This is a genomic window from Rhodococcus sp. UFZ-B548 (assembly GCF_903819475.1).
Taxonomy (GTDB): Bacteria; Actinomycetota; Actinomycetes; order Mycobacteriales; family Mycobacteriaceae; genus Rhodococcus_F; species Rhodococcus_F erythropolis.
This window is the reverse complement of record NZ_CAIJDS010000002.1, coordinates 374,660-401,523: the sequence shown is the minus strand read 5'-3', so window position 1 is coordinate 401,523 and position 26,864 is coordinate 374,660. Positions and strand designations below refer to the sequence as shown.

Genomic DNA, 26,864 nt, shown 5'->3' with positions numbered 1-26,864 from the left:
CTCCGGATTCTCGGTCGGCGGCGAAGCGGACGGCGGACGGGTTCACCGAACTGATCCGCCGGTATTTGGACTGCGCCAAGACCGGTACGGATGGCGGCCAACGGCCGCATGTGAACGTGCACATCAATGCTCGTGATTTGGCTGAGCATCGGGGTTGTGCCGCACAGTCTTCGGATTCGGGTGATGACGGCTCACTGGAGCCGGCCGATCTTGATGTCGGGCACATGTCCTGGCTCGGACCACTGTCCGTGTCGCAGACCAGACTCCTCGGGTGTGACTGTTTCCTGTCGACTGTTCTGCTCGACGACCACGGGGCGCCGTTGGATGCGAAACCCGGGAAACGGTTGGTGTCCGCCGAACAGCGAGTGGCGTTGATCGCCCGCGACAAAGGCTGCGCGTTCCCCGGCTGCACGTGTGTACCGGCCTGGACGGATGCGCACCATATTCGGCACTGGGCCAACGGCGGGCCGACGGTGATGAGCAACCTTGTCCTGCTGTGCCGTTCGCATCACCGGCTGATGCACCGCAAAGCCGGGTTCGTCGGGAAATGGGTGATCCGCATCGGCGTCGACAACAAACCGTGGTTCATCCCACCGCCCTCGATCGACCCGCAGCAGCACCCGCGGCCCGCGAACACCACATTCAAAACCTGAGGGGTCAAGCCTCTTCGGCGACAACAAAAACGACCAGCTTCGCATCGGCATGAACCCGATGCGAGGCTGGTCAGTGGTGCTTGGAGAAAACGTGCGTGGAGAAAACGTGCTTGGAGAAATCGTGTCAGAAGATGCTCTGCGTGCGCCAGAGATCCGAGACGGAAACCCCGACACGCTCGAGAAGTGTTCGTACCAAAGGTAATCCGATACCGATGACACTCGAGGGATCACCCTCGATCCTCTCCACGAACCAGCCGCCGAGACTGTCGAGCGTGAATGCTCCGGCGACTTGGAGCGGTTCGCCCGTTGCCAGGTATGCCTCGAGATCTTCGGTGGACGGTTGCGCGAAATGAACCACTGTTGCGCTGTGATCCGAGGCCATGCGAACGATGCGGCCGTCGGCGACGCGTAGGACACAGTGCCCGGTCAAGAGAGTGGCGCTGCGTCCGGCCATTGCGGCCCATCGCTTTCGGGCGATGTCTACGCTGCCCGGCTTGCCTTGAAGTTGCCCGTCGATCAGGAGCATCGAATCGCACCCGACAACGACTACGTCGGTGAGATTGTCGGCGGCAAGACCGGGAACGATCTCGGCGGCCTTGGCCTCCGCCAGCACCGTCACGACTTTTTCGGGAGCGGCGTCGGGGCCGAGGTTGTCGGCAATCTTGTCCTCGTCGACGCCGGAGACACGCACAAGCGGCGAAACCCCGGCCGCCCGCAGAACTGCGAGGCGAGCCGGGGACGCTGAAGCTAGAACCAGTTGAGTCACGTCAGCAAGTGATCGTCAGCTGCGACGGATCGCGGGGTTCAGGTACGCGTACGGCGAGAACGGCGCACGCGTGCGGTGGAACTGAGTCGGATCGCCCCAGGTCTCCGCGGGAACATTCGACTCGGGAGCCTGACCGCTGCCGGCAGCCGCGGCAAGCACGCTGACCAGTGCCGCGATCTCGACGTCGGTGGGCGAACCCTTGACGATCTTGATGACCGACGCGTCGGAGGTCGACGTCTCGGTCAGCTCCGTGAGCGAAGCGTCCGTCGCGCTTCCCTCGACGACCGCACCGTTGGTCGGTGCAGTCTCCGCCAGTGCGACATCTTCGCTGAGAATGTCCTCGGTGGTTGCGGTCATAGGGGAATGTTCCCATGCTTCTTGGGCGGAAGGGAAACGGCCTTGCGCTCGAGCAGTCGCAATGCGGAAACGATTTGTCCGCGGGTGTGCGACGGAGGAATGACAGCGTCGACGTATCCGCGCTCAGCGGCGACGTACGGGTTGACGAGGGTGTCCTCGTACTCGTTCTGCAGCTTGAGGCGCAATGCATCGACGTCTTCGCCGTTCTTCGCGGCTTCGAGAAGCTGCTTGCGGTAGACGAATCCGACAGCTCCGGATGCACCCATGACGGCGATCTGAGCGGTCGGCCATGCCAGGTTCACGTCGGCGCCCATGTGCTTGGAGCCCATGACGTCGTACGCTCCGCCGTAAGCCTTGCGGGTGATGACCGTGATCTTGCCGACCGTTGCCTCGCCGTACGCGTAGAGGAGCTTCGCGCCGCGACGGATGATGCCGTTGTATTCCTGCTCGGTTCCGGGGAGGAAACCGGGAACGTCGACGAGGGTGATGATCGGGACGTTGAACGCGTCGCAGGTACGCACGAAGCGAGCGGCCTTCTCCGAGGCGTCGATGTCGAGGCAGCCCGCGAACTGGGTGGGCTGGTTGGCGACGATGCCGACCGAGCGGCCGTCGACGCGACCGAAACCGACGATGATGTTCATCGCGCGCTCGGCCTGGACCTCGAGGAACTCGTCGTCGTCGAGGATGCGACGGATGACCTCGTGCATGTCGTACGGCTGGTTGGCCGAATCCGGGATGAGGGTGTCGAGTTCGATGTCCTCAGCGGTCAGGCTGTCTTCGATCGAACCGACGATCGGGTCGGTGATCTCGCCGCGGGGAGCTGCTGCCTGGTTGTTGGACGGCAGGTAGCTGAGCAGGTCCTTGACGTAGTCGAGGGCATCCTGCTCGCCGGAAGCGACGTAGTGGGCGACTCCGGACTTGACCATGTGGGTGCGAGCACCACCGAGGTCTTCCATCGTGACGTCTTCGCCGGTGACTGTCTTGATGACGTCGGGGCCGGTGACGAACATCTGGGAAGTCTCGTCGACCATCACGACGAAGTCGGTCAGTGCGGGGGAGTAGACGTGGCCGCCGGCGGCGGGTCCCATGATCAGTGAGATCTGGGGGATGACACCCGAGGCCTGGACGTTGCGGTGGAAGATCTCGCCGTAGAGGCCGAGCGAGACGACGCCTTCCTGAATGCGCGCGCCTGCACCTTCGTTGATGCCGACGAGGGGGCGACCGGTGCGGATCGCGAGGTCCATGACCTTGACGATCTTCTCACCGTAGATTTCGCCGAGCGATCCGCCGAAAACGGTGGCGTCCTGTGAGAAGACACAGACGTCGCGGCCGTCGATGGTGCCGTAACCGGTGACGACGCCGTCGCCGACCGGGCGGTTGTCAGCGAGACCGAAGTTCACACTTCGGTGCCGTGCCAGTGCGTCGAGTTCGACGAAGGAGCCCTCGTCGAGGAGGGCGGTGATGCGCTCGCGGGCGGTCAGCTTGCCTTTGGCGTGCACCTTGTCGATGGCGGCTTCGCCGCTCGGTGCCTGCGCCTGGGCTTGGCGATTCCGCAGGTCCGCGAGCTTTCCCGCGGTCGTGTGGATATCGGGTGCGGCCGCCGCCTCCGGCGCGTTCGGCTCTTGGACAGTGGTCATGGACGTGAGCTTAACGAGAGAGCGTGGGGGGCTTCGAAGGCAGGTCCGATTGTCGCTGTCTTGCAGGCTCAAGCTACTGACCAGTACATTCTCGCTGTCGTCATAGGCTGGGGCTATGTGGACCGACTTGAACCGACCGCCCCTCGACGGCAATGCCCTACGACGCGCACTCGTGCGCAGTGACAACGACGACGCGCGCGTTTTCTGGAACCGCCTCGACGTTGTCGAGGAGACCGGTTCGACGAACGCGGATCTCCTTGCGCGAGCGGCAGATCCGGATGCCGACCGTCACGTTCTGATCGCCGAGTATCAGGCGAGTGCCCGCGGCCGTCATTCGCGCACTTGGGTGAGTCCGCCGCAAGCGCAGATCTCGATGTCGGTTCTGCTGTCGATGCCCGGAATGAATCTCACGGACATGGGTTGGCTCCCGCTACTGTCGGGAATCGCGGTCGTCGACGCGCTGCGGAACGTGGCCGAAGTGCCCGCAGAACTCAAGTGGCCGAACGACGTTCTCATCGGTGACAAGAAGGTCGCCGGAATTCTGGCCGAGGTGGCAAGGACAGCGCCCGATCCCGCGGTGGTGGTGGGCATCGGGTTGAACGTGAGCCTGGGTGTCGAGGAGCTGCCCGTCCCGACCGCTACATCACTCCTCATCGAAGAAGCATCGACTGTCGACCGCGACACCCTCGTTCGAGCAATTGCCCGTGAGTTGGCGACGCAATTCCGTGCTTGGGAATCATCGAAATGGGATACATCTGTGTTGGCTGCCGAATACCGGCAGCGTTGCGGGACGCTGGGCAAACGAGTCCGCGCGGTCTTGCCGGGCGACAAGGAGGTGTTCGGTATCGCGACCGACGTCGACACTTCCGGCCGCGTTGTCATCGAAATCGAGGGAACAGATGGGGAGACCTTTGCGGTCGCTGCGGGTGATATCACGCACCTTCGGGCCGCCCCGGTAGCCGAATCGTGAGCCTTGCCGGATTTTCTGGCACCAAAGTGCTAATTTTTGGCCCTGGCCGGTTTTCGAACCAACCGTCCGTCCTTCATTTCATTTAACTGCGGGATTTACTGAGCTGCCTAGGGGCGTCATGACCACACCGATCGTTGTTCCGACCGAAGCCGAGACGGCCGAGAGCGCTCGCCGCGTACTCACCGGTGTGACGGTGCTGCTCGGTGTCCTCACATTGGGCCTGGGTATCGCCGTACTCGCATGGCCGGATGCCACCCTTTTCGTGGTCGCGGTGGTCATTGCGATTCAGTTGTTCGGATTCGGAATCGTCCAGATCATCCGTTCGTTCGCGGACGTGACGGCTTCGGGTGGAACTCGGACGCTTGTCGCGATCTCCGGCGCGTTGGCAGTGCTCCTCGGATTCCTGGTTCTCCGTAGCCCTTTGCAGACGGTGGTTCTGATCGCATTGGTGATCGGTGCCTGGTGGGTATTCCGTGGCGTTCTCGATCTGGTCGACGCGGCGTCCGGGCACACCGTCGATCGCGGTCTGTCGATCGTGCTCGGAGTCATCAGCATCGTCGCGGGTGCAATCGTCCTTCTGCAGCCCGAACTCTCGCTCGACGTCTTCCGCATCGTGGTCGGCGTGTGGATGGTGCTGTACGGCATCATCATCGTCGTGACCCCGTTGGTGCTGCGAAAGATCGCTCAGCCCTGAGCGTTGCCCTGAACGTGGGTGTGCCTGAAAGTCGGTGTGCCTGAAAGTCGGTGCGGGATGGCAGACTTCCCGTCATGGGATATCCCGAAGACGCCCTCGCTCAGGACGAGGAACTGATACTGCATCGCCATCCTCATTGGAAGATGTTGGTGCTTCCGGCGCTGACGTTCGTGCTTGCGACGGCCGTCGCCGGGTTCTTGTTGGGCCTCGCACAGACGAGATTGGACGGCACGGCTCGCACCGTGTCGTCCATCGCCATCGGAATCATCTGGCTCGGTGTCGTGGCCTGGCGATCGGTTGCGCCGTTCACGGTCTGGAAGTTCACGCATTTCATCGTCACCGATCGGCGAGTGCTCATCCGCCACGGAGTGCTCACGCATACCGGTATCGACATCCCCATGGGGCGGATCAGCAATGTTCAGTTCCGCCACGGCTTGATCGATCGAATGCTCAAGACCGGAACTCTGGTCATCGCCTCTGCCAGTGACGATCCGCTCGAGTTCGACGACATTCCTGACGTCGAGCACGTTCACGCCCTGCTGTATCACCAGGTTTTCGATTCCATGCAGCAGCCCCCATCGCAGTCACCGCAGCGGCCGGCAGGTGAAAACGACGACCCGAACGATCGAAATGGCTGGTAATCAACGTGCAAAGGCGTGTTGTCCGTAGTCTGTTCGTGTGACTGCCGTATTGCTAGCCGAAGACGACGAGGCCATTGCCGCACCCCTCTCCCGCGCACTGGGGCGTGAAGGGTATTCGGTGACCATCGAACCGACCGGACCCGCTGCGTTGCAGCAGGCGCTCGAAGGTGATTTCGATCTGTTGATTCTCGATCTCGGCCTTCCTGGCATGGACGGCCTCGAGGTCTGTCGACAGATTCGTGCGCATCGCACCTCGCTCGCCGTGCTGATGTTGACCGCCAGGACCGACGAAGTCGACTTCGTGGTCGGGTTGGACGCCGGCGCAGACGACTACGTCAGCAAGCCGTTTCGCCTCGCCGAGTTGATGGCACGTGTGCGAGCACTCCTGCGTCGCCACGGAGGCCGCGAGGACACGATCGTCGAGGTCGGTGGCATCAGGCTCGAGCCCGCGGCACGACGCGTACTCGTCAACGGCTCCGAAATCGCCTTGGCCAACAAGGAATACGAACTTCTGCGGGTCCTCCTCGAACATGCCGGGGAAGTAGTATCGCGCGATACGATCCTTCGTGAGGTGTGGGGCGACGTCGAGCTTCGTGGATCGAAGACGCTCGACATGCACATGTCGTGGCTGCGCCGCAAGATCGGTGACGAGGGCCCTGCCGTGGAACGCAGAATTGCCACCGTCCGCGGTGTCGGTTTCCGAATCAACACCGACTAACTTCTCGAGAATCAGGAACTGCCGGCATGCGGCGTCGCATATTGCAGTCGATTCTCGCTGTCGTGATCATGACGGCGTTGCTGCTGGGGGTTCCGCTGATCTACACGGCGTGGCTCTGGGTGGAGGACGTGACGCGAAGTGATCTCCGGGTGCGCCTCGACCGGATGGCCGCTGAGGTCATCGCGCAAGAGGGGACGAACGGGCTCGTCGAAGGTGCGTTGAACACCGATTCGCTCAAGGTTCTCACCCCGAACGACGGGCGCCTCGTCGTCGTGTATCCGACCGTCGTCGACGGCGCTGCACGCGTCGACGTCGGTGAGGCGACGGTCAAGAACGCACTCGTCGAATCGCTCGCGATGGGAACGTCCGGCTCGTTGCGCCTCGAGGTGCCGTCGGAGAACTTGCGCACCCAGCAGAAGCAAGCGGTGATGGCCGTCGGTGTGCTCGTGCTTCTGTCCATCACGGCAGGCACCGTGGTAGCTGTGGTCACTGCACGTCGGCTCGCCGATCCGCTGCAGGATGTGGCCGACCGGGCGGCGCGCCTCGCCGAAGGTGACTTCCGGCCGGATCCTCGTCGGCACGACATCCCCGAACTCGACCGCGTGTCCGACGTCCTCGATGCGGCAACTGTGGAGATTTCGGTGCGGCTGCAACGAGAGCGCGCGCTGGTTGCGGACGTCTCGCATCAACTGCGCAGTCGACTGACTGCAGTGCGGCTGCGCCTGGACGAGTTGTCCGTTCACGAAGATCCTGACGTCGTGAACGAGGCCGAGGAAGCCATGGCGCAAGTGGACAGGCTCACCGACGGAATCGACGACCTGATTCGCTCGTCGCGCACCAGTGGGTCATCGGCGAGTCTGGTGTCGGTAGTCGGCGAGCTGGAACAGGTGACCCGCGACTGGCAGGCTCAGTTCGACGGAGAGGGACGCAGGCTCCGCCTACGCGGCGATCGCGCGGTGATGGCCGCGACCACAGGTTCGCGTCTGCGTGAAGCTGTTTCCGTTTTGGTCGACAATTCGTTCGAACACGGTGAAGGTACGTGCACGGTGTCTGTCCGATTGATCGACGGTACCGGGCGCAGTTCGTCTCGTCGTGACTCGATGGTGTGCGTCGAGGTCACCGACGAAGGCTTCGGCGTGGAGAACGATCTTGCACCGCACATCTTCGACAGAGGATTTTCGGGGGCCGGGTCCACCGGCGTCGGGTTGGCGCTCGCACGTGCACTGATCGAAGCCGACGGGGGCCGACTGGAACTGCAGAGGCGTAAGCCTGCCTTGTTCGCCGTCTTCCTGCCGGTGGCCAACACTGCGCCGACCGCGGACGTCGTTCCGCACCGCGAACCGCGCTGACCGATAGGCTCGCGCAGACGGAAAACTCAGGAGTGCCCGAGCTCCTCTTCGGCATCAGGTATCACCGGGTCAGGCGCTGTGGTTTCGGATAACGCTGTGGTTTCGGACAATCCTGTGGTGTCGGACAGTTCGAGCGGTTCCGGATTCTCGTCGGGAAACACGAACTTGCGGAAGGCCCAGAATCGGAACGCCATCTGCAGCAGGTTGCCGATGACATATGCACTGATGAAGTCGGCGATGTTCTCCGTCGCCAAGCTGACTTCGGGTACGCGCAGGTTGAAGACGTAACTGGAGATGTAGAGCGGGATGAAGCTGATGACGACGCCGATGGCGCTGATGATGAAGAACAGAGCAGCTTCGTGCGCTGGCTCACGGCCACCACGGTTCTTGAACGACCACTCGCGGTTGAGAATGTACGACGCGATCACCGCGACGACGCCGGCGATGATCTTGGCCGTGATCGGCTTGGATTCGAGGATCGACAGCTTGAGTGTGTAGAAGATGCCCGAGTCGATCAGGAAGGTCGTTCCGCCGACGATCGCGAATTTGATCAGCTCGCTGTGACGCAGAGCGATGTCACGAAACGGTTGGGGTATGCGGGCAATGACCCCGTCGACAAATGGCACAACAGATGAGTTTACGAAACGAAACCGCGTTACCACCAATTTGCCGCGGATTCATCAGCAGAATCACAGATTGGGAACGCTGAATGAACGGGCGAACGCGGCACATGACAACATAGAGAGCCGTGACCGGCAACAACGATCCCGCGCAGATTCCCGCCCGCCCGACCACCCCTCGACCGGCAAAAGCATCCATGCCCGTCGTCACCATGATCGGTGGCGGACAGTTGGCCAGGATGACTCACCAGGCGGCGGTGGCCCTGGGCCAGACGCTCCGAGTGCTCTCCGGGACTGCGGACGAGCCGGCAGCTCAGGTCAGCCCCGATGTCGTGCTCGGTAGCCACACCGACCTCGACGCTCTTCGCCGCGCAGCGGTCGGTTCCAACGCGTTGACATTCGACCACGAGCACGTACCGACCGAACATCTCGAGGTTCTTGTTGCCGAAGGCGTGAACGTTCAGCCTCCGCCGCAGGCTCTGATCTTCGCTCAGGACAAATTGCTGATGCGTCGCAAACTTGCCGAACTGGGCGCACCTGTACCCGCGTACGCCGAAGTGACGTGGGCGGAAGACGTCGTGCGTTTCGGTGCCGAACACGGTTGGCCGCTTGTCATCAAGGCAACCCGCGGAGGCTACGACGGCCGGGGCGTCTGGATCACCGATGATCAGGACGAAGCAGAAGCCATTGTCACCGACCAGCTGGACAAGGGTGTTCCGCTGATCGTCGAGGAAATGGTCTCGATGCGTCGGGAACTGTCTGCCATGGTTGCGCGGTCGCCGTTCGGACAGGGCGCTACGTGGCCGGTCGTAGAGACCGTTCAGCGCAACGGCCAGTGCGCCGTCGTGATCGCACCTGCCCCCGCCCTTTCGAGTGCCGTTGCCGAGGAAGCCGAACAATTGGCGCTACGCATCGCTTCCGAGTTGGGTGTCGTCGGTTCGATGGCCGTCGAACTCTTCGAGACGACTGACGGCACTCTCGTGGTCAACGAGCTGGCAATGCGCCCGCACAACTCCGGTCACTGGACGATGGACGGCGCACGCACCTCTCAGTTCGAACAGCATCTGCGTGCCGTTCTCGACTACCCGCTCGGCGACACCTCGCCGATCGCGCCGGTCACGGTGATGGCAAACGTTCTGGGTGCGCCGGAAGCGCCCGAGATGACGATGGACGAGCGTGTCCATCACCTCTTCGCGCGGATGCCCGATGCGAAGATCCACCTGTACGGCAAGGGTGAGCGCAAGGATCGCAAGATCGGCCACGTCAACATCGTCGGCGGCGCCGGATCCATCGACGATCCGAATTACGTTGCCGCAGTTCGGGAACGCGCCGAGCGCGCAGCACATTGGCTTTCGTATGCAGTTTGGACCGACGGATGGGATGTACACGGTGAGTGAGAGCGCGCAGGTCGGCCTGATCATGGGCAGCGATTCGGATTGGCCGACCATGGAAGCTGCAGCCGAAGCTCTGGCCGAGTTCGGTATCCGGTTCGAGGTCGGTGTCGTCTCGGCGCATCGCACGCCTCAGCGGATGCTCGACTACGCCAAGGAAGCCGCGGGCCGCGGAATCAAGGTCATCATCGCCGGTGCCGGTGGCGCCGCGCATCTTCCGGGCATGGTTGCCTCGGCTACACCGTTGCCGGTCATCGGTGTTCCGGTGCCGCTCAAGTACCTCGACGGTATGGATTCACTCCTCTCGATCGTGCAGATGCCGGCCGGCGTCCCGGTGGCGACGGTCTCGATCGGCGGCGCTCGCAACGCCGGTCTGTTGGCTGCTCGGATCCTCGGCGCTTCGGATCCCGCACTGCAGCAGCGGATGGTGGCTTTCCAGGAGAGCCTCGAGGCGATGGTGCTCGACAAGGACAAGGCGCTCCGCGAGAAACTGCTGGGCTGATCTTCTCGTGTGTGCACGGCGCGGACTGCCGCTGATCCGAGCGAGTCGGGGCAGCGCGCAGTCCGCATTCGTCACTCGCGTCGCGCTGTTCTACGCCGGGATTCTCGGCGCGGACATCCGCTTCGACGACGAGTCCGGGATCTTTGTCGCTTCCGGGCTGCGCGGCGGGTTCGCCAGAGGCGGAACAACTCTCGGTGGTGTGTACCTCACCCGGCGAAACACGACTCGATCCGTCCTTCGCCACGAGGCAGTTCACGCGGACCAATGGGCCAGGTACGGAATCGTATTCGGGCTGCTGTACCTGCGTGAGGAGTTGCGTCATCGCGGTCCGCGGAACCGATTCGAAATCGAGGCCGGTCTCGAAGACGGCGGTTACCGCACCTGAGTGAAAGCTCGTCAGTAAAAGCTACTCTTGGCGGCATGGCTCGTTTTCCGACTAGTGAACGCTTCGTCCGCTGGAGCGCGGAACATGCTCGCGGTGTGGACATCTGCATTGCGACGGTTGCCGCACTGTTCAGCGTTGTCGTTGCGGTCGAGGCGAGTCCGCTGGCGGTGTTCGTCTCGCTGGGTATGACCGTTCCGTTGGCATGGCGACGCTCGCGCCCCGAACTCTCCGGCATGGTGATCGCAGGGTTCGCAGTTCTACACGTGATCTTCATCGGCAACACACTGCTCGCATCGGCCGTTGTCGTGCCCATCTCCCTGTACGCGCTGGCCGCCTATGGCGCTCGGTGGAGTTCGCTCACCGGCCTGGTGCTCGCGTTGCTCGGCTCGATTGCCGGAACTGTTCGATACTTCGGCTACGACGGAATCCCGGTGTCTTCGCAGGTCATGCAGTCCGTGGCCGTCATGATCTTCATGCTCGCGGTCTGGGCGTTCGGTGATTTGCGTCGAGTTCGCACCAAACAATTGGAAGGTCTGACCGAGCGCGCACGGTTGCTCGAACTCGAGCGTGCGCAGGAAGCGGAAATCGCGACGATCAGCGAACGCTCGAGGATTGCGCGCGAGATGCACGACATCGTCGCGCATTCGTTGACCGTTGTCATCGCTCAGGCCGACGGCGGACGCTACAGCGCGGCCAAGGATCCTCAGGCTGCAATCCAGGCGCTCGAAACCATTGCCTCCACCGGTCGCCAAGCGTTGACCGACATGCGATCGCTTCTGTCCGTCCTGCGTGAGGACACGCCCCGTGATTTCTCGGTCATCCCGGGCGCCGGCGATATCGACAGTCTCTTCCACGAGTTACGCAGCAGCGGACTCGACATCGCCGTCAGCGTGACCGGTGAACCACGCGAACTCTCTGCGGGTGCGGGGTTGACGGCGTATCGCATCGTCCAGGAATCGCTGACGAACGTTCTCAAACATGCCGGGCCAGGAGCACAGGCGAGCGTCGAGATGACGTGGGCTGAAACCGAACTCGTTCTCGGCATCACCGACGACGGACGAGGCGGCAGCGCCGCGCTGGTCGAATCGTCACCAGGCGGACAGGGACTGATCGGAATGGCCGAGCGCGCCAAGCTGCACGGAGGCAAAGTAACCGCCGGGCCGAAATCAGGCGGCGGATACAGTGTCCGGGCCGTCCTGCCGTATGAACGAACGTCTGGGTAGGTCTTGAAATGTCTGAAGGTCTTAAGGTGAGTGGCATGGACGAACACGTGGCTCCGATCGCAGTGGCACTGATCGACGATCAGCAGCTGGTCCGCGCAGGTTTTCGAATGGTCATCGACTCGCAGCCGGATCTGTCCGTGGTGGTCGAGGCTTCGGACGGTCAGCAGGCATTGACCGAGTTGGCGGCCCGTCATGTCGACGTCGTCCTGATGGATGTCCAGATGCCGAAGATGGACGGCATCGAGGCGACCCGTCGGCTCCTGGCCGACCCCGATGCGCCGAAGGTCGTGGTGCTCACCACCTTCGACAACGACGAGTACGTGATGTCGGCAATCAGGGCGGGCGCCAGCGGTTTCCTGCTCAAGGACGTGCCACCGGAACAGTTGCTCGACGCCATCCGCACCGTGCATCGCGGGGACGCGGTGATCGAAGCTCGGGCCACTCGGCGACTGCTTCAGCACGTCGGACCTCTCCTGGAAGGTTCGGCGCCCGAATCGCAGTTGCCCGAAGAGTTGACACCGCGCGAGGTCGAGGTGCTCGAGGCCATGGCGTACGGGCTGTCGAATTCGGAGATCGCCGCAAAATTCCACGTCTCCGAAACGACAGTGAAAACCCATGTCGGACGGGTTCTTTCGAAGACTCATTCACGTGATCGTGTGCAGGCCGTCGTCTTTGCCTTCCAGATCGGACTGGTCCGGCGCGCAGATCTCCTCGGCACCGAGGGCTGACGCGCAGCCCTGTTCAGTCCTACCCCGGGATGACACCGGGCTCTCCAAGATCGCCCCGCGCTCCGACGCGGAGACCACTTGCGCTGCAATAACGTCGATTCCGTCATAGCGAGAAGCTTTACGGAGGGCAAAAAATGCATGCGCACACCACGACGGAACCAGCCGCAGTGCCGGCGATCACTGCCCGCGGTGTCACCAAGGTGTACGGCACCGGTGAGACCACGGTTCACGCGCTCGGCGGGGTCGACGTGGACTTCGGTCGTGAGCGGTTCACCGCGATCATGGGCCCGTCCGGCTCCGGAAAGTCGACGCTCATGCACTGTCTGGCCGGGCTCGACACGGTTTCGGGCGGACAGGTCTTCCTGGGCGACACCGAAGTCACGAAACTCGGCGACACGGAACTCACCGAACTTCGACGCGAGCGAATCGGATTCGTCTTCCAAGCGTTCAACCTGCTACCGGTGCTCACTGCTCGGGAGAACATGCTGCTGCCGATGAAGCTGGCGGGTAGTGAACCCTCGCCCGAGTGGATGGACGAGGTGATCGGGAAACTGGGCCTGTCGAAGCGCCTCGACCACCTGCCGCACGAGTTGTCCGGTGGTCAGCAGCAGCGTGTAGCTGTCGCCCGCGCACTACTGCCGCAGCCCGACGTGATCTTTGCCGACGAACCCACCGGAAATTTGGATTCCCGTTCCGGGACCGAGGTTCTGGGCCTCTTGCGCACCAGTGTTCGGGAGACCGGTCAGACGGTTGTCATGGTGACACACGATCCGGTGGCGGCGTCGTATGCGGACCGAGTCGTGTTGATCGCGGACGGGTGTATTGCCGGAGAGATCGACCATCCCACCGTCGACTCGGTGATCGGTGCCATGCGAGCACTCGGTGCCGACGACCTGGCTGATGTTCCTGCAGTTTCGGGTGCACTGCGATGAGGGGTCTGGCTTTTGCCCAGGCGCGGGCACATGCCGGGCGCTATGTGGCTTCGATACTCGCCGTGGTGATCGCAGTCGGATACATCGTCGCGACTTTGACATTGAGCTCGACGGTCGATGCGAGTGTGAGTAAATCACTTGCGACGCAATACGAAACCACGGATGTCGTCGCCTCCGGTCCAGGCGTGACGGAAGCACTGCTGAGTGCGGTGCCGGGCGTTTCGGCAGTCGCCGACGACGTGTCGACGTATGTTCGTGTCGACTCCGAGGCAAAGGGCGCGTCCTATGGGGATGCTCTCTCGATCGCCGACAATCCCGAATTGCGTTGGGAGAACTTGTCGGAGGGTTCGCTTCCGGCCGGTCTGGGGCAGGTGTTGGTGAGCGCGGACTCCGGGATACCGACGGGTGCCCGAATCACTGTCACGGCAAGGGATTCGACGGTCGGTGCCGCTGCGCCCACCGCACAGGTGGTCGGACTGGTCGATCTCTCCGGTTCGGCGCAACGACTGGGCGGGATCAAGATATTCACCACCGCCGAGCAGGTGAGCGCGTGGGCCGGGGACAGCGCCAAACGTGAGTTCCGTGTCGCCGGTGACGGTTCGCGCTCTCAGCAACAACTCGTGGATTCGATCGCGAGCGCGTTGCCCGCGGACTCCACCGTGTTGACAGGAGAAGAAGCAACCGACAACGCGGCAGCGGAATACATGGGTGGCACCAAGATCCTCAGCACGGTGTTGCTCGCCTTCGGTGCCATCGCCGTTGTTGTTGCCGCGCTGGTGATCGCCAACACGTTTGCCGTTCTGCTCGCCGCGCGCACTCAGGAACTCGCGTTGCTGCGATGCGTCGGCGCCACAGCCAAACAGGTTCGCCGGAGCATTCGCAGCGAAGCCGCTGCGGTCGGCGTGATCGCCTCGGTGATCGGCGTCGGACTCGGTGTCGGACTTGCCTGGGCGATCGGTCGCGTAGCAACGGCCGCAGATGTGCCGGTGCCTCTTTCGTCACTGAGCGTCACCCCGGTGACCGTGCTGGTCGGTCTTGCCGTCGGCATCGTGATGACGATGCTCGCTGCATCTGCGCCCGGGCGGGCGGCAACGAGGCTCTCCCCGCTGGCGGCACTGCAGCCGATGGAGTCCAAGCCCGAGAGCGTTCAGGTGTCGGTCGTGCGCCGGGTTCTGGGCGTCGTGATACTGCTCGCGGGCATCGCGATGACCGTTCTGGGAGTGACGAATCAGCAGGTGCCGGCGGCGACTGCCGGTGGACTCTTTTCGTTCCTGGGGATCGCAGCACTGTCCGGGCGAATCGTGCCCGCGCTGATCAATGCCGCCGGCGGAGTGCTGGCGAGACTGATAGGTCCGGTGGGAAGCCTGGCAGCAGGCAACGCCGGTCGGAACCCACGCCGGACCTCGGCGACAGCCACGGCCCTGTTGATCGGGGTGGCCTTGACGAGCACGCTCGTCGTGGGAATCGCGACGGTCAAGGAAGCCGCACCCGCGGCGATGGACAGTCAATTCCCCGTCGACGTCATGGTGAGCAGTTCCGGTTCGGCACCGCTTCCCGCAGGGCTGGGCACAGACATCGCCGCGGTCAACGGCGTCGGCGCGGTGAGCGGTCTGGACAAGGCCGAACTGACGATCGACGGGCGCGGTTCGTTGGCCGGGTTCGGTGTCGACGCTGCTCGGCTGAAAGATGTTCTGCGTACCGAGATCTCGGTACCCGCGGCCGGTCAGTTGGTGCTCTCGCCCGCTGACCTGACCGAATACAAACTCTCGGCGGGTGAGACGGCGACGGTGCGTGGGGATCGCGGTGCCGTGAACGTCAGCGTGATCGAAGGTGTGAAAGGTCAACCAGCGCTGTTGGATCGAGGCGATCTGGGTGCAGCCGCCACCACGTCGACCACCGATTCCTACTGGGTCAGGTTGGGGACGGACACCGACGAAGAGGCGCTCGCTGCCACCGACCGCATCACCGAACTGGCACGCCAGGAAGCTCCGGGCAGCGATGTTCAAGGAATGACCGAAATGCGCTCGGCGCTCGATTCGATCCTCGACACCATGCTCATGGTGGTTGCCGGGTTGCTGTCGGTAGCGGTGTTGATCGCTCTGATCGGCGTCGGAAACACCATGGCACTGTCGGTTCTCGAACGGCGCCGCGAATCCGGACTGCTTCGCGCACTCGGACTGACCAAGAAGGGAATTCGAGCCATGTTGATCTGGGAAGCACTGCTGGTGGCAGGAGTCGCATCGGTGATCGGAGTGCTGTTCGGGATGGTGTTCGGTGTAGCCGGTACCGCATCGGTGTTCGGGATCGAGGACGTCGCCCTCAGCGCAGTGCCGTGGGCGCAATTGGTAGCCATCGTGTTGATCGGCGGAATCTGCGGTGTGATCGCGTCACTGCTCCCCGCCAGGCGGGCGGGGCTGGTGTCACCGGTGACAGCTCTCGCGAGCTAGCGTTCAGAACTGTTTCGTGACCTTTTCGGTGCCCACTCGGCGCGCGGTAGCTTCCGTGTCCGGGTGGGCTACCTGCACGAGTGAGGCGCCCGCGGCGAGAACGGACAGAAGCCCGTCGATCAATTCGTCTGCCGTGTCCCACGTGCGGCTGGAGAGGACACGATCCGTCGACGCCAATTCGACGTTCTTCGCCGATGCCCGTGCGGCGTCGATCGTGTCCGCTACGGACCGGCCTTCCAGCGCCGAACCGGCTCCGGCGCTACGGAACTGGTCCCCGTGGACACGAATGGAGGTTGCGTAGTCGGCGACGCCGAGCGGAAGATCGCTCAATCCCTTGCCGAACGCGTCGAGTGAGAGTGCGGCTACTTCCGGTACGTCCGCAACATCGTCCAGGCGGTCGGCAGTGACAAAAGCCAGTTCGGCGTCGGCGTCGGGGGAGAGGACCACCTCACCGCCTGCCCACCACACACCCAACAAGACGGCGACGCTCTGCCAGTGTGCGGGCAGCAGCACGGCGACCTTGCCGCCGGGCTCGAGGGCGAACTCGTCCCGAACCATGTTCGCGGTCTTGGCCGCCCAGTTGGCCAGCGTGCTCGCAGACAATTCGATGCGCTCGCCGGTGGCATCGTCGTAGTAGGTCACGCGAGGGCCGGCCGGGTCGGCAGCCAGGATCGGTCCGAGGAGGGCGTCGGTCAGGTTGTCTACAGGCGAAGGCACGTAATCAGCTTACGCAGCCGTTCAGTTGACACAGCGCGGGCCGTTGGAGGCTGCGTCGATCGGCGGACCGGGAGGGGCAGGGGTGGGACTGGTCTCGGTGGTGCTCGCCGATTCAGTCGTGCTTGTCGCGCCTTCGGACGGGGATACCGCGTCCGCGGATTGCGGCCCGGAGTAGTCCTCGGCAATGACAACCCGAACCTTGCCCGAGGACAATGACGAATCCGCCTTGACCGTCAGACCGCCGAGTGCCTCGGCCACCGCGAGTGCAGCGTCGCCGTCCGCGGACTTTGCGAACACCGTCGATTCGGAGACGTCGGAGCCGGTGTTGTTGCCGACCTGACCCTCCTTGTACCCGAGGGCACTCAATGCCTCGGAAACCCCGCTGGCCAACCCCGCGACGTCACTGGCATTAGCGACGTCGACCGTGATCGAGGATGCATTCACGGTGGTCGGTGCCTCGGAGGTCTCCTCCGAGTCCTCGCTGTCGGCGCCGACCAATCCGGCGATGTACTTCTTGACGGCCTTGGGATCGACCTTGACGATGGACTCGCCGTAATCGGTCATGCCGTTGATGTCGAGAACGGGAATGGTCTCGAATTGCACCTTTCCGCCGGCCAGATTCTGCAACTGCTTGGCGAATTCGATGATGTCCCAGTCGTCGTCGATGACGACGGAACGCTGAACGGCCGAGGTCAACTGACTGAGCTTGCCCGGGTCACTGAGGGTTTTTGCGCTGAGTACCTTACTGACGAGGGACGCCATGAACACCTGCTGGCGCACGATCCGGTCCAAGTCGCCGCGAGGAAGGTCATGTCGTTGTCGCACAAAGCTCAGCGCGTCGGCGCCGTCGAGTGTCTGTTTCCCGGCTGCGAAGTTGGCTCCGGACATCGGCTCGTCGACTGGCGCGTTGAGGCAGACGTCGACTCCGCCCACTGCGTTGGTCAGCAGGACGAATCCGAGTAGACCGACTTCGGCGTAGTGATCGACGGTGATGCCGGTCAGGTTCCCTACCGCTCCGATGAGCGCGGTCCGGCCGGCTTCCGTCGACTTCTTGTCTGCGTCGCTGTCGGACGACCCGTTGTTGACCAACTTCAGTCGCTCGGTTTCCTTGGTGGCACCGAACGCGGCGTTGATCTTCGACATACCGATACCGGGGACGTTGACGTACGCGTCTCGGGGAATCGAGATCGCGGTTGCCGAACTTCCGTCATTGGGGACGCGGATCAAGATGATGGTGTCGGTGTTGGAGGCGACTTCCTCGCCGGCGCGCAACGAGTCGAGCTCGCTTTGTGAGAGCGGGTTGCCGTGTGCGTCGGTGCGACTGTCGGTTCCCACCATCAGAATGTCGATGGCTCCGTCCTTGCCGCCACCGAGGCCGAGTCCGCTTGCAGTGGCAAGGCTGTTTCTCAACGAGTCCACACCCCGCCATGCGAACCCGGTGACCAGCAGTACGAGCACGGAGAGCACCGCGACCGCTATGCGAGCCGGGCTCGTCTTGGTCCGAATCGGCGCAGGTCGTGGACGCGCGCGGCGCTGCGGTTGCTGGTGGGACACCCCTTCAGGTTACTGGTCCGATGCTCGGCCGCGGGTACCTCGACGCGGCGTGCCAGACTCAACCATGTGACGAATATCCTGCTCACCGGCGCCCGAGGGCAGCTCGGAACACGTATCGATGCTCTCGCAACGTCGGCGGGTCACACTGTGACGGCCGTCGGTTCCCGCGAGCTCGACATCACAGACAGCCGCGCGGTCGACGACTTCGTCTCGCCCGATTCGGTGCTGATCAACTGCGCTGCGTACACGGCGGTCGACGCCGCCGAGACCGACCAGGAGGCAGCGAGGGCGGTCAACGAGATCGGACCGCTGAATCTCGCGCGAGCGTGTGCGCGGGCCGGTTCGCGGTTGATCCACGTTTCGACGGACTACGTCTTTCCGGGTGACGCGAGCACTCCATACGACGTCGATGCACCGACCGGTCCCGCGACGGTCTACGGCCGAACCAAGCTGGACGGCGAGATCGCAGTACGAGAGTCGGGCGCCGACGTGGCCGTTGTCCGTACCGCGTGGGTGTATTCGGGTGTCGGTACGGATTTTGTCGCCACGATGCGCAGGCTCGAAGCCGAACGAGAATTCGTGAACGTCGTGGACGACCAGATCGGGTCACCCACGTACAGCGTCGATCTGGCCGGCGGCATCGTCGAACTCGCGCTGCGGGACTTCACGGGTGCGTCGACGTTCCACCTGACCAACGGCGGACAAGCCAGTTGGTACGAGTTGGCGCGAGCGGTGTTCGAGGAGATCGGAGCAGACCCGGCGCGGGTGCGCCCGTGCAGCAGCGCGGACTTCGTGCGCCCTGCGCCCCGCCCGGCATATTCGGTTTTGTCCGAGCGCGCGTGGGTTACCGCGGGAATGACGCCGCTGCGTCCGTGGCGAGAGGCTCTGCACGCCGCTCTGGCGTGAGCATTGTTCGGGGCAGTGCCCGTGGGCGGCTAGGCTGACCGGCGTGAGTCCCAAGCTGGCCGTGGTAACGGTGACGTACTCCCCAGGCGAGCATCTCGAGAATTTCTTGAGCACGCTCGCCGCGGCGACGACAGAAAAACCCCAGGTCATCATGGCCGACAACGGGTCGACCGATGGTGCGCCGGAGGCGGCGGATGCCAAGTACGAGCATGTTCGTCTGCTTCGTACAGGGGGAAACATCGGCTACGGCGGAGCGATAAATCGGGCTGTGGCGGAGATCGATTCGTCGATCGAATTTGTCGTGATTTCCAATCCTGACGTCCAATGGGCACCCGGTTCACTCGACGAATTGGTCGCTGCGGCAAATCGGTGGCCAAGGGCCGGTGCACTGGGGCCGAAGGTCCTCGAACCGGACGGCAGCGTCTATCCGTCGGCACGAACGGTGCCCGACATCACCTCGGGCGTCGGGCACGCGTTGCTCGGCACCGTGTGGCCGAAGAACCCGTGGACTGCCCGTTACCGTCAGGAGAACGAGGCCGTCACCGAGCGCTCCGTCGGTTGGCTTTCCGGGTCGTGCCTGTTGGTCCGACGTGATGCCTTCGACGCCATCTCCGGGTTCGACTCGCGATACTTCATGTACATGGAGGACGTCGATTTCGGTGATCGCCTCGGAAAAGCCGGGTGGCTCAATGTCTTTGTTCCCTCCGCTGTCGTGACCCATGCCAAAGGCCATGCGGCAGGCCGGCATCCGGAACTGATGCTGCCCGCTCATCATCGCAGCGCATACCAGTTCCAGGCTGATCGTCATCCGCACTGGTGGCAGGCTCCGCTGCGACTTGCCTTGCGCGGTGGCCTCGCCGTGCGGTCCAAGATCGCCGTAGCTTCTGCTGTTCGCGAGCGCGCTCGCACCGACGACTCGACCGACAACCCATCAGTTTCGAACCACGGGGGAAAATGATGTCCGATCCGAATCCGACCGACGCCGTAATCCTGGTAGGCGGCAAGGGCACTCGGCTGCGTCCGTTGACGCTGTCGGCGCCCAAGCCGATGCTTCCGACCGCCGGCCTTCCGTTCCTGACGCATCTACTTGCCAGGATCGAGGCTGCCGGTATCAAGCACGTGGTGCTCGGAACATCTTTCAAGGCAGAGGTATTCGAGGACTACTTCGGCGACGGCTCCAAGATGGGGCTCGAGATCGACTACGTCTTCGAGACCGAGCCGCTGGGCACCGGTGGCGGAATCCGCAACGTACTCCCGAAGTTGCGCGGCGACAACGTCATGGTGTTCAACGGTGACGTGCTCGGTGGCACCGACCTGAACGCCATTCTCGAGACCCACGAGAAGACGGACGCCGACGTGACCCTTCACCTGGTTCGTGTGGGAGACCCGCGTGCATTCGGTTGTGTTCCGACCGACGAGGACGGACGAGTCTCGGCATTCCTGGAGAAGACCCAGGATCCGCCGACGGATCAGATCAACGCCGGCTGCTACGTCTTCAAGCGCGAGATCATCGAGCAGATCCCGGAGGGACGACCGGTATCGGTCGAGCGCGAGGTGTTCCCGAATCTCCTGGCCGAGGGCAAGCGGGTGTTCGGCCACGTCGACTCGTCGTACTGGCGTGACATGGGAACCCCCGAGGACTTCGTTCGCGGTTCCGCCGACCTGGTGCGAGGCATCGCGCCTTCGCCGGCTCTCGAAGGTCCGCGCGGCGAGTCGCTCGTTCACCCCGGGGCGGGAATTGCGCCTGGCGCCGTCCTGATCGGCGGCACGGTTGTCGGCCGTGGCGCAGAAGTCGGCGCAGGCGCGCGCCTCGACGGTGCGATTCTCTTCGACGGCGCCGTTGTGGAAGCCGGTGCGGTAGTCGAACGATCGATCCTCGGATTCGGCGTCCGTATCGGACCACGAGCACTGGTCCGCGACGCCGTCATCGGAGACGGCGCGGACATCGGTGCGCGGTGCGAATTGTTGCGCGGCGCACGTGTGTGGCCGGGGGTGACGCTGCCGGACGGTGGCGTGCGCTTCAGCACAGATGTGTGATCGTTAGCTGACCTACTGGAATACTGGCGGGTATGACTTCTCTTCCGAGCCGTTACGTTGCCCTCGGTGACTCGTTCACCGAGGGCGTCGGCGACGCCGACGAACGATTCCCCAACGGTCTGCGCGGGTGGGCAGACCGAGTGGCCGAGCAGCTGGCGGTGAACAACCCCGAGTTCCGCTACGCCAACCTGGCGATTCGTGGTCGCCTACTCGGACCGATCATCGACGAGCAGTTGGAACCCGCTCTGGCGTTGAAGCCCGATCTGGTGACCATCTACGCCGGCGGAAACGACATGATGCGTCCGAAGCTCGACATCGACGCGATGGTCGCCCGCTACGATTCGGCAATCGGCCAGCTCACTGCTTCCGGTGCGCAGGTTCTCATGTTCACCGCATACGACACCGGATGGTCCGCCTTCTTCGGCAAGCTCCGCGGACGCCTGGCGATTTACAACGAGCTTGTTCGCGAGGTAGCGGACCGCCACGGCGCGACCCTCGTCGACTTCTGGCGATTCTCCGAATATCAGGACCTACGGATGTGGGACTGGGATCGCCTCCACATGTCGCCCGCCGGGCACGAGAACATGGCGACGCGGGTGCTCGACGTACTGGGCGTCGAACACGGATTGATCGCGCCCGACCTCGGGCCTGCGCCGGTTCTCACGAAAGCGGAAACTCGTCGCGAGGATCGTCAATGGGCGCGAGAGTTCTTGGTGCCGTGGGTAGCTCGGCGCGTGAAGGGAACATCTTCGGGCGACGGCGTGAGCGCCAAGCAGCCCGAGCTGTCTCCGATTCAGTCCTGATTCCTGCGCTGATGGGCGAGCGCTACCAGGTGGTCGATGGTCTCGCGTTCGGCAGTCGGCGGTAGCGCGTCCACCGGCCACCACCGGAGGTCGGTGGACTCCGCGCTGCGGACGATATGTGAATTGTCCGGCGCCACAACAAGAAACCGTAGATCGAGATGTCTGGTCGGGACCCCGAGTGAGCACGTGATCGGATGTGTGTGGGCGGAGAGTAGGTCCGCGTCTATCCGAACGTCGTGAATTCCGGACTCCTCACGAGCCTCCCGCAATGCCGCATCGACTACCGTCTCGTCGTCGGGCTCGCAGTGACCTCCGAGCTGAATCCACCTGCCCACCTTGGGATGCAGGGTCAGTAAGACGTGGCAGCCACTCTCGTCGAGAACCAGAGACGACGCGGTGATGTGTCCTGGGGCATGGCGACGAAGGCAGCCGTCCGGAGCCGAATCGAGGAACGCGAGCATCGTGTGCCGCAGTGACTCGTCCGCTTCGGAGGACGTCGACCAGCCCTCCAGGACGCCCTTGGCGGAGGCGTGCAGCGATTCGGCTGACATGACCTACAGCTCCACCAACGCGTCCCCAGGGGCGGGGACCGTGCGCGGAGTCAGTGGTTCGAGGGGGTGCCCGATTGCCACCGCACCGAGTGGTTGCCAATCGGCCGGGAGATCGAGTTGTTCGCGTACGAGGTCGGCGGCGAAGATCGTCGATCCGATCCAGCAGCTTGCCGCGCCGCGTGTGGCCAGCGAGACCAGCAGTCCCTGCACTGCCGCGCCGGCAGCGACGGTGAACATCGTGGACTCCGCCGCGGTACGTCGGGCATCCGGATAACTGTGTGCGCCGTCGGGCACGCAGAAGGGAATGACGACCTCGGGGGCATCGAACAGGATGTTTCCGCGGGCAACCCGCGCGTCGACGGATTCGTCGCTACGACCGTCCGCACGCAGATCGGCGGCCCACTTCTCACGCATCTTCTCGAGGAGCGACGTGCGGACCGACTCGGTCCGCAGCCACACGAATCGAACCGGCCTCGTGTGGTGGGGTGCTGGAGCGGTGAGTGCCTCGGCGATCGAGCTGCGAATGATCTCCGCGTCGACGGGATCACCTGCGAACTGCCGAACCGACCGACGCAACAGCAGCGCCTGGCCGCGGCCCATCGCCGTAGCCTCCTCGGTTCCCAGCCAGAACAGATCGTCCGGGCCGCGACGGATCAGATCCTGGCCACTCGAACCGTCGTCCTCGAATCGGAGTCCTCGCACGACGGCGACGGGAACGCCGCCGAGCTTGCCCTTGACCAGATCGCCCGCAGCGGCGATCTCGTCCGCGATCGCGATCTCGGTGACGATAAGATCGTTGCCCTGGCTGTCCTGTGCCCCGAGGTAGCCGTGCAGGACCGGAATGCCGGAGGAACCGATCGCGGCATCGGTCTGCCCGTTGCGCCACGCACGACCCATCGTGTCGGTCACGACGACGGCGACGGACTTGCCCGTGCTCTCGAGAATTCGGGCACGCAGCCCCGCTGCGCTCGCATCGGGATCCACGGGGAGCAGGGCCAGTTCGGCACCGTCGACGTTGGAGCCGTCGATGCCCGATGCGGCCTGCACGATGCCGAGTTTGTTCTCGGTGATCAGAGTGCGGCCCTTGCGGGCCACGACGCGGACGGCTTCCTGATCCACCAGGAGGCGTCGTGCTGCGTCGCGCTCTTCCGGATCGGTCGGCGAGGAAACGATGCGACCCTCGACTTTTGAGAACACCTTGCTCGTGACGACAACGACGTCGCCGTTCTCGAGCCACGGTGTCGCGTCGACGACAGCGGCGGCCAAGTCGTCTCCGGGTCGGAACTCGGGAAGGCCGAGCACGGGAATGACTTCGATTGCGGCGCCGGGGGAGTGATCGCCGGGAGAGTGATTTCTGTCGCGGCTTGCTTCGGTTCCGGGCTCGGTCACAGTTCGACTCCGGCGATCTCGAAAGCCGTTCGAACCATTTTTGCGGTCTCTTCGGGGGACGTCATCAAAAGTGGGATGCTTCGCACGTCCACCCCGTCGATGTCGGCCGTGTCACCTTCGTCGACGAGCCAGCCGTCGAGAATGCCGTTGATCGAGCGAGCTCCGTAGTGGCGACCGATCGCCTCGGAAGTCGTCTCGACCCCGATCACTTCGAGGCACTCGTCGGCCATGCCGCGCAACGGTTTTCCACCGATGACGGGGGAGAGGCCGACAACCTTGGCCGCGGTGGTCCGCAGGGCTCCGCGAATGCCGGGCACCGCGAGGATCGCGCCGACGCTCACGACGGGATTGGACGGTGCGATCAGCACGATGTCGGCACCGTCGATCGCCTCGACCACCCCCGGCGCGGGCTTGGCCTGCTCGGCGCCGACGTGAGCGAAGCTGTGAGTTTCCACCTGTGCTCGATGGCGTACCCACCACTCCTGGAAATGAATCGCCTTCTGTTCACCGTCTTCCGGATCGGTGATCACGACGTGTGTTTCGCTGCGGTCGTCGCTCACGGGAAGCAGTGCGACACCCGGATTCCAGCGATTGCACAATGCTTCGGTGATCGCGGACAACGGATATCCCGTGCGGAGCATCTGGCTGCGAATCAAATGCGTTGCGATATCGCGATCTCCGAGGCCGAACCAGTCCGGCTTCGCTCCGTATGCCGCGAGTTCTTCTTTCGCATTCCAGGTTTCGCCGGCGTGCCCCCACCCGCGTTCGGTGTCGATACCGCCGCCGAGTGTGTACATACAAGTGTCCAGATCGGGGCAGATGCGCAGACCGTGCATCCAGACGTCGTCTCCGACGTTGACGACGGCCGTGATGCGATGTGGGCCTTCGTATTTCTCGAGGGATTCACCACCGGCGATTCCGAGCGCATTTTGCACACCTTGAAGGAAACGGGCCCCGCCGACGCCGCCAACCAATACAGTCACGTTCACGACATCAGAGCCTAGGCGGTCGGCGCGTCGTCGTGTCTGGCGGGCAGAAGGTCCCGTCAATTGGGGGCCGGAATACTAATGGATTCATCTCGTTTAGCTTGACCGCGACACGCTGGACGTGTGTAATCTCAAATGTGTCATTCCAACCGCTACTTGTGAGTTCACTTGCAGCGGGGCCGGTTTCGAACACAGTTTCGAACGGTCGACGGGGTGGGGTTGAAGATGGAGTGAAAATTCTGCGCTATTACAGGTGAGGAGGCGGAACGATGCCCAATGAAAATGTCGAGATCAGTTCTCTCGCAATGACAGTAAGCGACGAACCGCAGACCGATTCCCGAGCAGGCGCAGCAGAAGGTGCCTGCAGCAGTGAGTTCGACGGTATGAGTACTCGGCCAGTGCTGAGTCTCGTCACCGGCTTCGAAGAATTGTTCGACACCATCGAGGATCAGTGGCAGGAGCGTGCTCTCTGCGCGCAGACCGATCCCGAAGCGTTCTTCCCTGAAAAGGGTGGATCGACGAGGGAAGCGAAACGGATCTGCCTCGGTTGTGAAGTTCGTGACGAGTGCCTCGAGTACGCGCTCGCGAACGACGAACGGTTCGGAATCTGGGGAGGGTTGTCCGAGCGCGAGCGTCGGCGACTCAAGCGGGGGATCATCTGATCTGCTGCTGAATCGGTTCTGTCAGCGTCGGGGCTGACGGGCGGTCTTCGAAAGTCTGACCTGCAACGGGGAATTGCAGGTCAAGCAACGACTGTTTTGTTCTTCGTGTGGATTTACTTCTTCGTGTGACATCAGTTTTTTCGTCTGACGGTGCGTCAGTCCTCGTCGGGCAGTATCAGTCCTCGTCGGGCAGTGTGGGGTCGATGACCTGTGGGTCGACGCCCAGATACGTGCCGACTTGATGGACCAACACGTCGTGCACCAGATCCGTGAGTTCTTCCGGATCCTTCGCGCGCTGCTCCAACGGGCGGCGAAACAGCACAATTCTTGCGCGAGTCGTATTTCCGTGACGGTCGATTCCGGCCGGAATCAGTCGTGACAGTGGAACCGGGCCGTCTGCGATGACCTCCGGCGGCCATGTGACGGACTCCGGATCGTGCGCGTGAATCTTCGGAACTTCGTCCACCGCGATGTCGAGTTTCGTCAACCGGTCGTGCCACGCGAGGTCGACGGGCGAGAAGGCGTCGAGCACCAGGAGATCGAACTTCTCAGCCCGGGTACGCCTGGCGGGCACCTCCGGGGGAAGTAGTGGTCCGCGCAGGCCACGGCCGTGTCGCTCGATGGAACGAGTGGTGACCGAGCGTCGGCGGCGGGCTTGTGGCATGGCGCCCAGATTACGACAGAAGAAACTGCTCGGTGTGTCCGAGTAGGTTCCGGACGTGGGGAGGGCTAGGCTCCGTACCTGTGAGATCTCTGCGTCGCTGCTGCCGCCCCGGGTGCAAGAACCCCGCCGTCGCGACGCTTACGTATGTCTACTCGGACTCCACTGCGGTTGTCGGGCCGCTGGCAACCGTCGCCGAGCCCCATTCATGGGATTTGTGTGACACTCACGGCTCTCGAATCACCGCCCCCAAGGGCTGGGAACTTGTCCGCCACGAAGGCGGATTCGCGTCGAGCACTCCCGACGAAGACGATCTGACCGCTTTGGCCGAAGCTGTACGTGAAGCCGGTCTCGGAGATCGCAACAAGTCCAACGTCGACGCAGATGAGGACATACGTCCCGCGGCTCCGAGTACTGCCCGTACAGGGCGTCGTGGACACCTCCGCGTACTGCCCGACCCATCCAACTGACGCGAGATTCGTCGCCGCAGACGCTAGGCTCGACCGAGTACTTCCACACCCGAGTACTGCGAATCTCCGGACGCCATGCGCCCGGACGTTCCCGTCTGTGAGGGTGCATGCACAA

Annotated in this window: 29 protein-coding genes; 19 read left to right on the top strand and 10 right to left on the bottom strand. The window is 63.4% G+C overall.

What is annotated here, in order from left to right; all coding sequences use genetic code 11:
- Window positions 1-653 (top strand): HNH endonuclease signature motif containing protein (locus H7C86_RS04700; RefSeq protein WP_182261158.1); only part of this gene is annotated, 653 nt, incomplete at its 5' end.
- A 124-nt stretch (window positions 654-777) separates the two neighbouring features.
- Here H7C86_RS04700 and H7C86_RS04695 read toward each other — a convergent pair.
- From H7C86_RS04695 to H7C86_RS04685, 3 genes are read right to left on the bottom strand one after another with little or no spacing between them, the layout of a single operon-like run.
- Window positions 778-1,419 (bottom strand): nucleoside triphosphate pyrophosphatase, encoded by a 642-nt coding sequence (locus H7C86_RS04695; protein ID WP_007731146.1) that lies wholly within the window; start codon window positions 1,417-1,419, stop codon window positions 778-780.
- 15 nt (window positions 1,420-1,434) lie between these two features.
- On the bottom strand, window positions 1,435-1,776 hold the full coding sequence (locus H7C86_RS04690; RefSeq protein WP_019747751.1) for an acyl-CoA carboxylase subunit epsilon: 342 nt from the start codon (window positions 1,774-1,776) through the stop codon (window positions 1,435-1,437).
- Window positions 1,773-3,413, bottom strand: coding sequence for an acyl-CoA carboxylase subunit beta (locus tag H7C86_RS04685; protein WP_003940853.1), 1,641 nt, complete (start codon window positions 3,411-3,413; stop codon window positions 1,773-1,775). Before H7C86_RS04685 ends, H7C86_RS04690 begins: the two co-directional genes overlap by 4 nt.
- A gap of 115 nt (window positions 3,414-3,528) precedes the next feature.
- On the opposite strand from H7C86_RS04685, the gene H7C86_RS04680 reads away from it, so the two are divergent.
- From H7C86_RS04680 to H7C86_RS04660, 5 genes are all read left to right on the top strand, one after another.
- Window positions 3,529-4,383: a biotin--[acetyl-CoA-carboxylase] ligase gene (locus H7C86_RS04680; protein WP_019747752.1), complete on the top strand. Its 855-nt coding sequence runs from the start codon at window positions 3,529-3,531 to the stop codon at window positions 4,381-4,383.
- A 118-nt stretch (window positions 4,384-4,501) separates the two neighbouring features.
- On the top strand, window positions 4,502-5,077 hold the full coding sequence (locus H7C86_RS04675; RefSeq protein WP_003941007.1) for an HdeD family acid-resistance protein: 576 nt from the start codon (window positions 4,502-4,504) through the stop codon (window positions 5,075-5,077).
- A gap of 74 nt (window positions 5,078-5,151) precedes the next feature.
- Window positions 5,152-5,718 carry a PH domain-containing protein gene (locus H7C86_RS04670; RefSeq protein WP_020969202.1) on the top strand — a complete coding sequence of 189 codons (567 nt, stop codon included), beginning with the start codon at window positions 5,152-5,154 and terminating at the stop codon, window positions 5,716-5,718.
- Window positions 5,719-5,755: 37 nt separating this feature from the next.
- Window positions 5,756-6,436, top strand: a complete 681-nt coding sequence (locus tag H7C86_RS04665; protein ID WP_182261157.1) for a response regulator transcription factor — start codon at window positions 5,756-5,758, stop codon at window positions 6,434-6,436.
- Window positions 6,437-6,462: 26 nt separating this feature from the next.
- Window positions 6,463-7,785, top strand: coding sequence for a HAMP domain-containing sensor histidine kinase (locus H7C86_RS04660; RefSeq protein ID WP_020969203.1), 1,323 nt, complete (start codon window positions 6,463-6,465; stop codon window positions 7,783-7,785).
- A gap of 26 nt (window positions 7,786-7,811) precedes the next feature.
- Here H7C86_RS04660 and H7C86_RS04655 read toward each other — a convergent pair whose 3' ends face one another.
- Window positions 7,812-8,411 (bottom strand): GtrA family protein, encoded by a 600-nt coding sequence (locus H7C86_RS04655; protein ID WP_007731156.1) that lies wholly within the window; start codon window positions 8,409-8,411, stop codon window positions 7,812-7,814.
- Between the two features lie 191 nt (window positions 8,412-8,602).
- Here H7C86_RS04655 and H7C86_RS04650 point away from each other — a divergent pair, with 191 nt between their 5' ends.
- The 7 genes from H7C86_RS04650 to H7C86_RS04620 all read left to right on the top strand — a co-directional run bounded on the left by H7C86_RS04650 (window position 8,603) and on the right by H7C86_RS04620 (window position 16,013).
- Window positions 8,603-9,802 (top strand): 5-(carboxyamino)imidazole ribonucleotide synthase, encoded by a 1,200-nt coding sequence (locus H7C86_RS04650; protein WP_229756855.1) that lies wholly within the window; start codon window positions 8,603-8,605, stop codon window positions 9,800-9,802.
- The gene (gene purE / locus H7C86_RS04645; protein WP_019747756.1) at window positions 9,786-10,298 is read left to right on the top strand and encodes a 5-(carboxyamino)imidazole ribonucleotide mutase; all 513 of its coding nucleotides are present in this window, start codon (window positions 9,786-9,788) and stop codon (window positions 10,296-10,298) included. Before H7C86_RS04650 ends, purE begins: the two co-directional genes overlap by 17 nt.
- Window positions 10,299-10,305: 7 nt before the next feature.
- A complete protein-coding gene (locus H7C86_RS04640) occupies window positions 10,306-10,683 on the top strand; it encodes a hypothetical protein (protein WP_020907086.1) in 378 nt (125 codons plus the stop codon).
- 35 nt (window positions 10,684-10,718) lie between these two features.
- On the top strand, window positions 10,719-11,906 hold the full coding sequence (locus tag H7C86_RS04635; protein WP_019747758.1) for a sensor histidine kinase: 1,188 nt from the start codon (window positions 10,719-10,721) through the stop codon (window positions 11,904-11,906).
- Between the two features lie 35 nt (window positions 11,907-11,941).
- Window positions 11,942-12,634: a response regulator transcription factor gene (locus H7C86_RS04630; protein ID WP_019747759.1), complete on the top strand. Its 693-nt coding sequence runs from the start codon at window positions 11,942-11,944 to the stop codon at window positions 12,632-12,634.
- 134 nt (window positions 12,635-12,768) lie between these two features.
- Window positions 12,769-13,566, top strand: a complete 798-nt coding sequence (locus H7C86_RS04625; protein ID WP_020969206.1) for an ABC transporter ATP-binding protein — start codon at window positions 12,769-12,771, stop codon at window positions 13,564-13,566.
- The gene (locus tag H7C86_RS04620; RefSeq protein WP_182261155.1) at window positions 13,563-16,013 is read left to right on the top strand and encodes an ABC transporter permease; all 2,451 of its coding nucleotides are present in this window, start codon (window positions 13,563-13,565) and stop codon (window positions 16,011-16,013) included. The genes H7C86_RS04625 and H7C86_RS04620 overlap by 4 nt, the downstream gene beginning before the upstream one ends.
- Before the next feature lie 3 nt (window positions 16,014-16,016).
- Here H7C86_RS04620 and H7C86_RS04615 read toward each other — a convergent pair whose 3' ends face one another.
- Window positions 16,017-16,730, bottom strand: a complete 714-nt coding sequence (locus tag H7C86_RS04615; RefSeq protein ID WP_182261154.1) for a TIGR03089 family protein — start codon at window positions 16,728-16,730, stop codon at window positions 16,017-16,019.
- 21 nt (window positions 16,731-16,751) lie between these two features.
- A complete protein-coding gene (locus H7C86_RS04610) occupies window positions 16,752-18,236 on the bottom strand; it encodes an LCP family protein (RefSeq protein WP_182261169.1) in 1,485 nt (494 codons plus the stop codon).
- Between the two features lie 114 nt (window positions 18,237-18,350).
- On the opposite strand from H7C86_RS04610, the gene rfbD reads away from it, so the two are divergent.
- From rfbD to H7C86_RS04590, 4 genes are read left to right on the top strand one after another with little or no spacing between them, the layout of a single operon-like run.
- Complete coding sequence (rfbD, locus tag H7C86_RS04605; RefSeq protein WP_020907092.1) at window positions 18,351-19,190, top strand: dTDP-4-dehydrorhamnose reductase; 840 nt, start codon at window positions 18,351-18,353, stop codon at window positions 19,188-19,190.
- Window positions 19,191-19,233: 43 nt separating this feature from the next.
- Window positions 19,234-20,148, top strand: coding sequence for a glycosyltransferase family 2 protein (locus tag H7C86_RS04600; RefSeq protein WP_019747765.1), 915 nt, complete (start codon window positions 19,234-19,236; stop codon window positions 20,146-20,148).
- A complete protein-coding gene (locus H7C86_RS04595; RefSeq protein ID WP_019747766.1) occupies window positions 20,145-21,227 on the top strand; it encodes a sugar phosphate nucleotidyltransferase in 1,083 nt (360 codons plus the stop codon). The genes H7C86_RS04600 and H7C86_RS04595 overlap by 4 nt, the downstream gene beginning before the upstream one ends.
- Window positions 21,228-21,259: 32 nt before the next feature.
- Window positions 21,260-22,030 carry an SGNH/GDSL hydrolase family protein gene (locus tag H7C86_RS04590; protein ID WP_019747767.1) on the top strand — a complete coding sequence of 257 codons (771 nt, stop codon included), beginning with the start codon at window positions 21,260-21,262 and terminating at the stop codon, window positions 22,028-22,030.
- On the opposite strand, the gene H7C86_RS04585 is transcribed toward H7C86_RS04590, so the two are convergent.
- Genes H7C86_RS04585 through cofD form a run of 3 tightly spaced genes read right to left on the bottom strand, consistent with a single transcriptional unit; the run spans window position 22,021 to window position 24,959 of the window.
- Window positions 22,021-22,581: an NUDIX hydrolase gene (locus H7C86_RS04585; protein WP_182261153.1), complete on the bottom strand. Its 561-nt coding sequence runs from the start codon at window positions 22,579-22,581 to the stop codon at window positions 22,021-22,023. The two genes, H7C86_RS04590 and H7C86_RS04585, sit on opposite strands and share 10 nt — an antisense overlap.
- A 3-nt stretch (window positions 22,582-22,584) precedes the next feature.
- Window positions 22,585-23,970: a coenzyme F420-0:L-glutamate ligase gene (locus H7C86_RS04580; protein WP_182261152.1), complete on the bottom strand. Its 1,386-nt coding sequence runs from the start codon at window positions 23,968-23,970 to the stop codon at window positions 22,585-22,587.
- A complete protein-coding gene (gene cofD, locus H7C86_RS04575) occupies window positions 23,967-24,959 on the bottom strand; it encodes a 2-phospho-L-lactate transferase (RefSeq protein WP_003940958.1) in 993 nt (330 codons plus the stop codon). Before cofD ends, H7C86_RS04580 begins: the two co-directional genes overlap by 4 nt.
- A 380-nt stretch (window positions 24,960-25,339) precedes the next feature.
- Here cofD and H7C86_RS04570 point away from each other — a divergent pair, with 380 nt between their 5' ends.
- Window positions 25,340-25,618 (top strand): WhiB family transcriptional regulator, encoded by a 279-nt coding sequence (locus tag H7C86_RS04570; protein ID WP_020907098.1) that lies wholly within the window; start codon window positions 25,340-25,342, stop codon window positions 25,616-25,618.
- Between the two features lie 175 nt (window positions 25,619-25,793).
- Here H7C86_RS04570 and H7C86_RS04565 read toward each other — a convergent pair whose 3' ends face one another.
- Window positions 25,794-26,282 carry a metallopeptidase family protein gene (locus H7C86_RS04565; RefSeq protein ID WP_003940797.1) on the bottom strand — a complete coding sequence of 163 codons (489 nt, stop codon included), beginning with the start codon at window positions 26,280-26,282 and terminating at the stop codon, window positions 25,794-25,796.
- An 80-nt stretch (window positions 26,283-26,362) separates the two neighbouring features.
- Here H7C86_RS04565 and H7C86_RS04560 point away from each other — a divergent pair, with 80 nt between their 5' ends.
- On the top strand, window positions 26,363-26,749 hold the full coding sequence (locus tag H7C86_RS04560; RefSeq protein WP_020969213.1) for a DUF3499 domain-containing protein: 387 nt from the start codon (window positions 26,363-26,365) through the stop codon (window positions 26,747-26,749).
- Window positions 26,750-26,864: the final 115 nt, after the last annotated feature.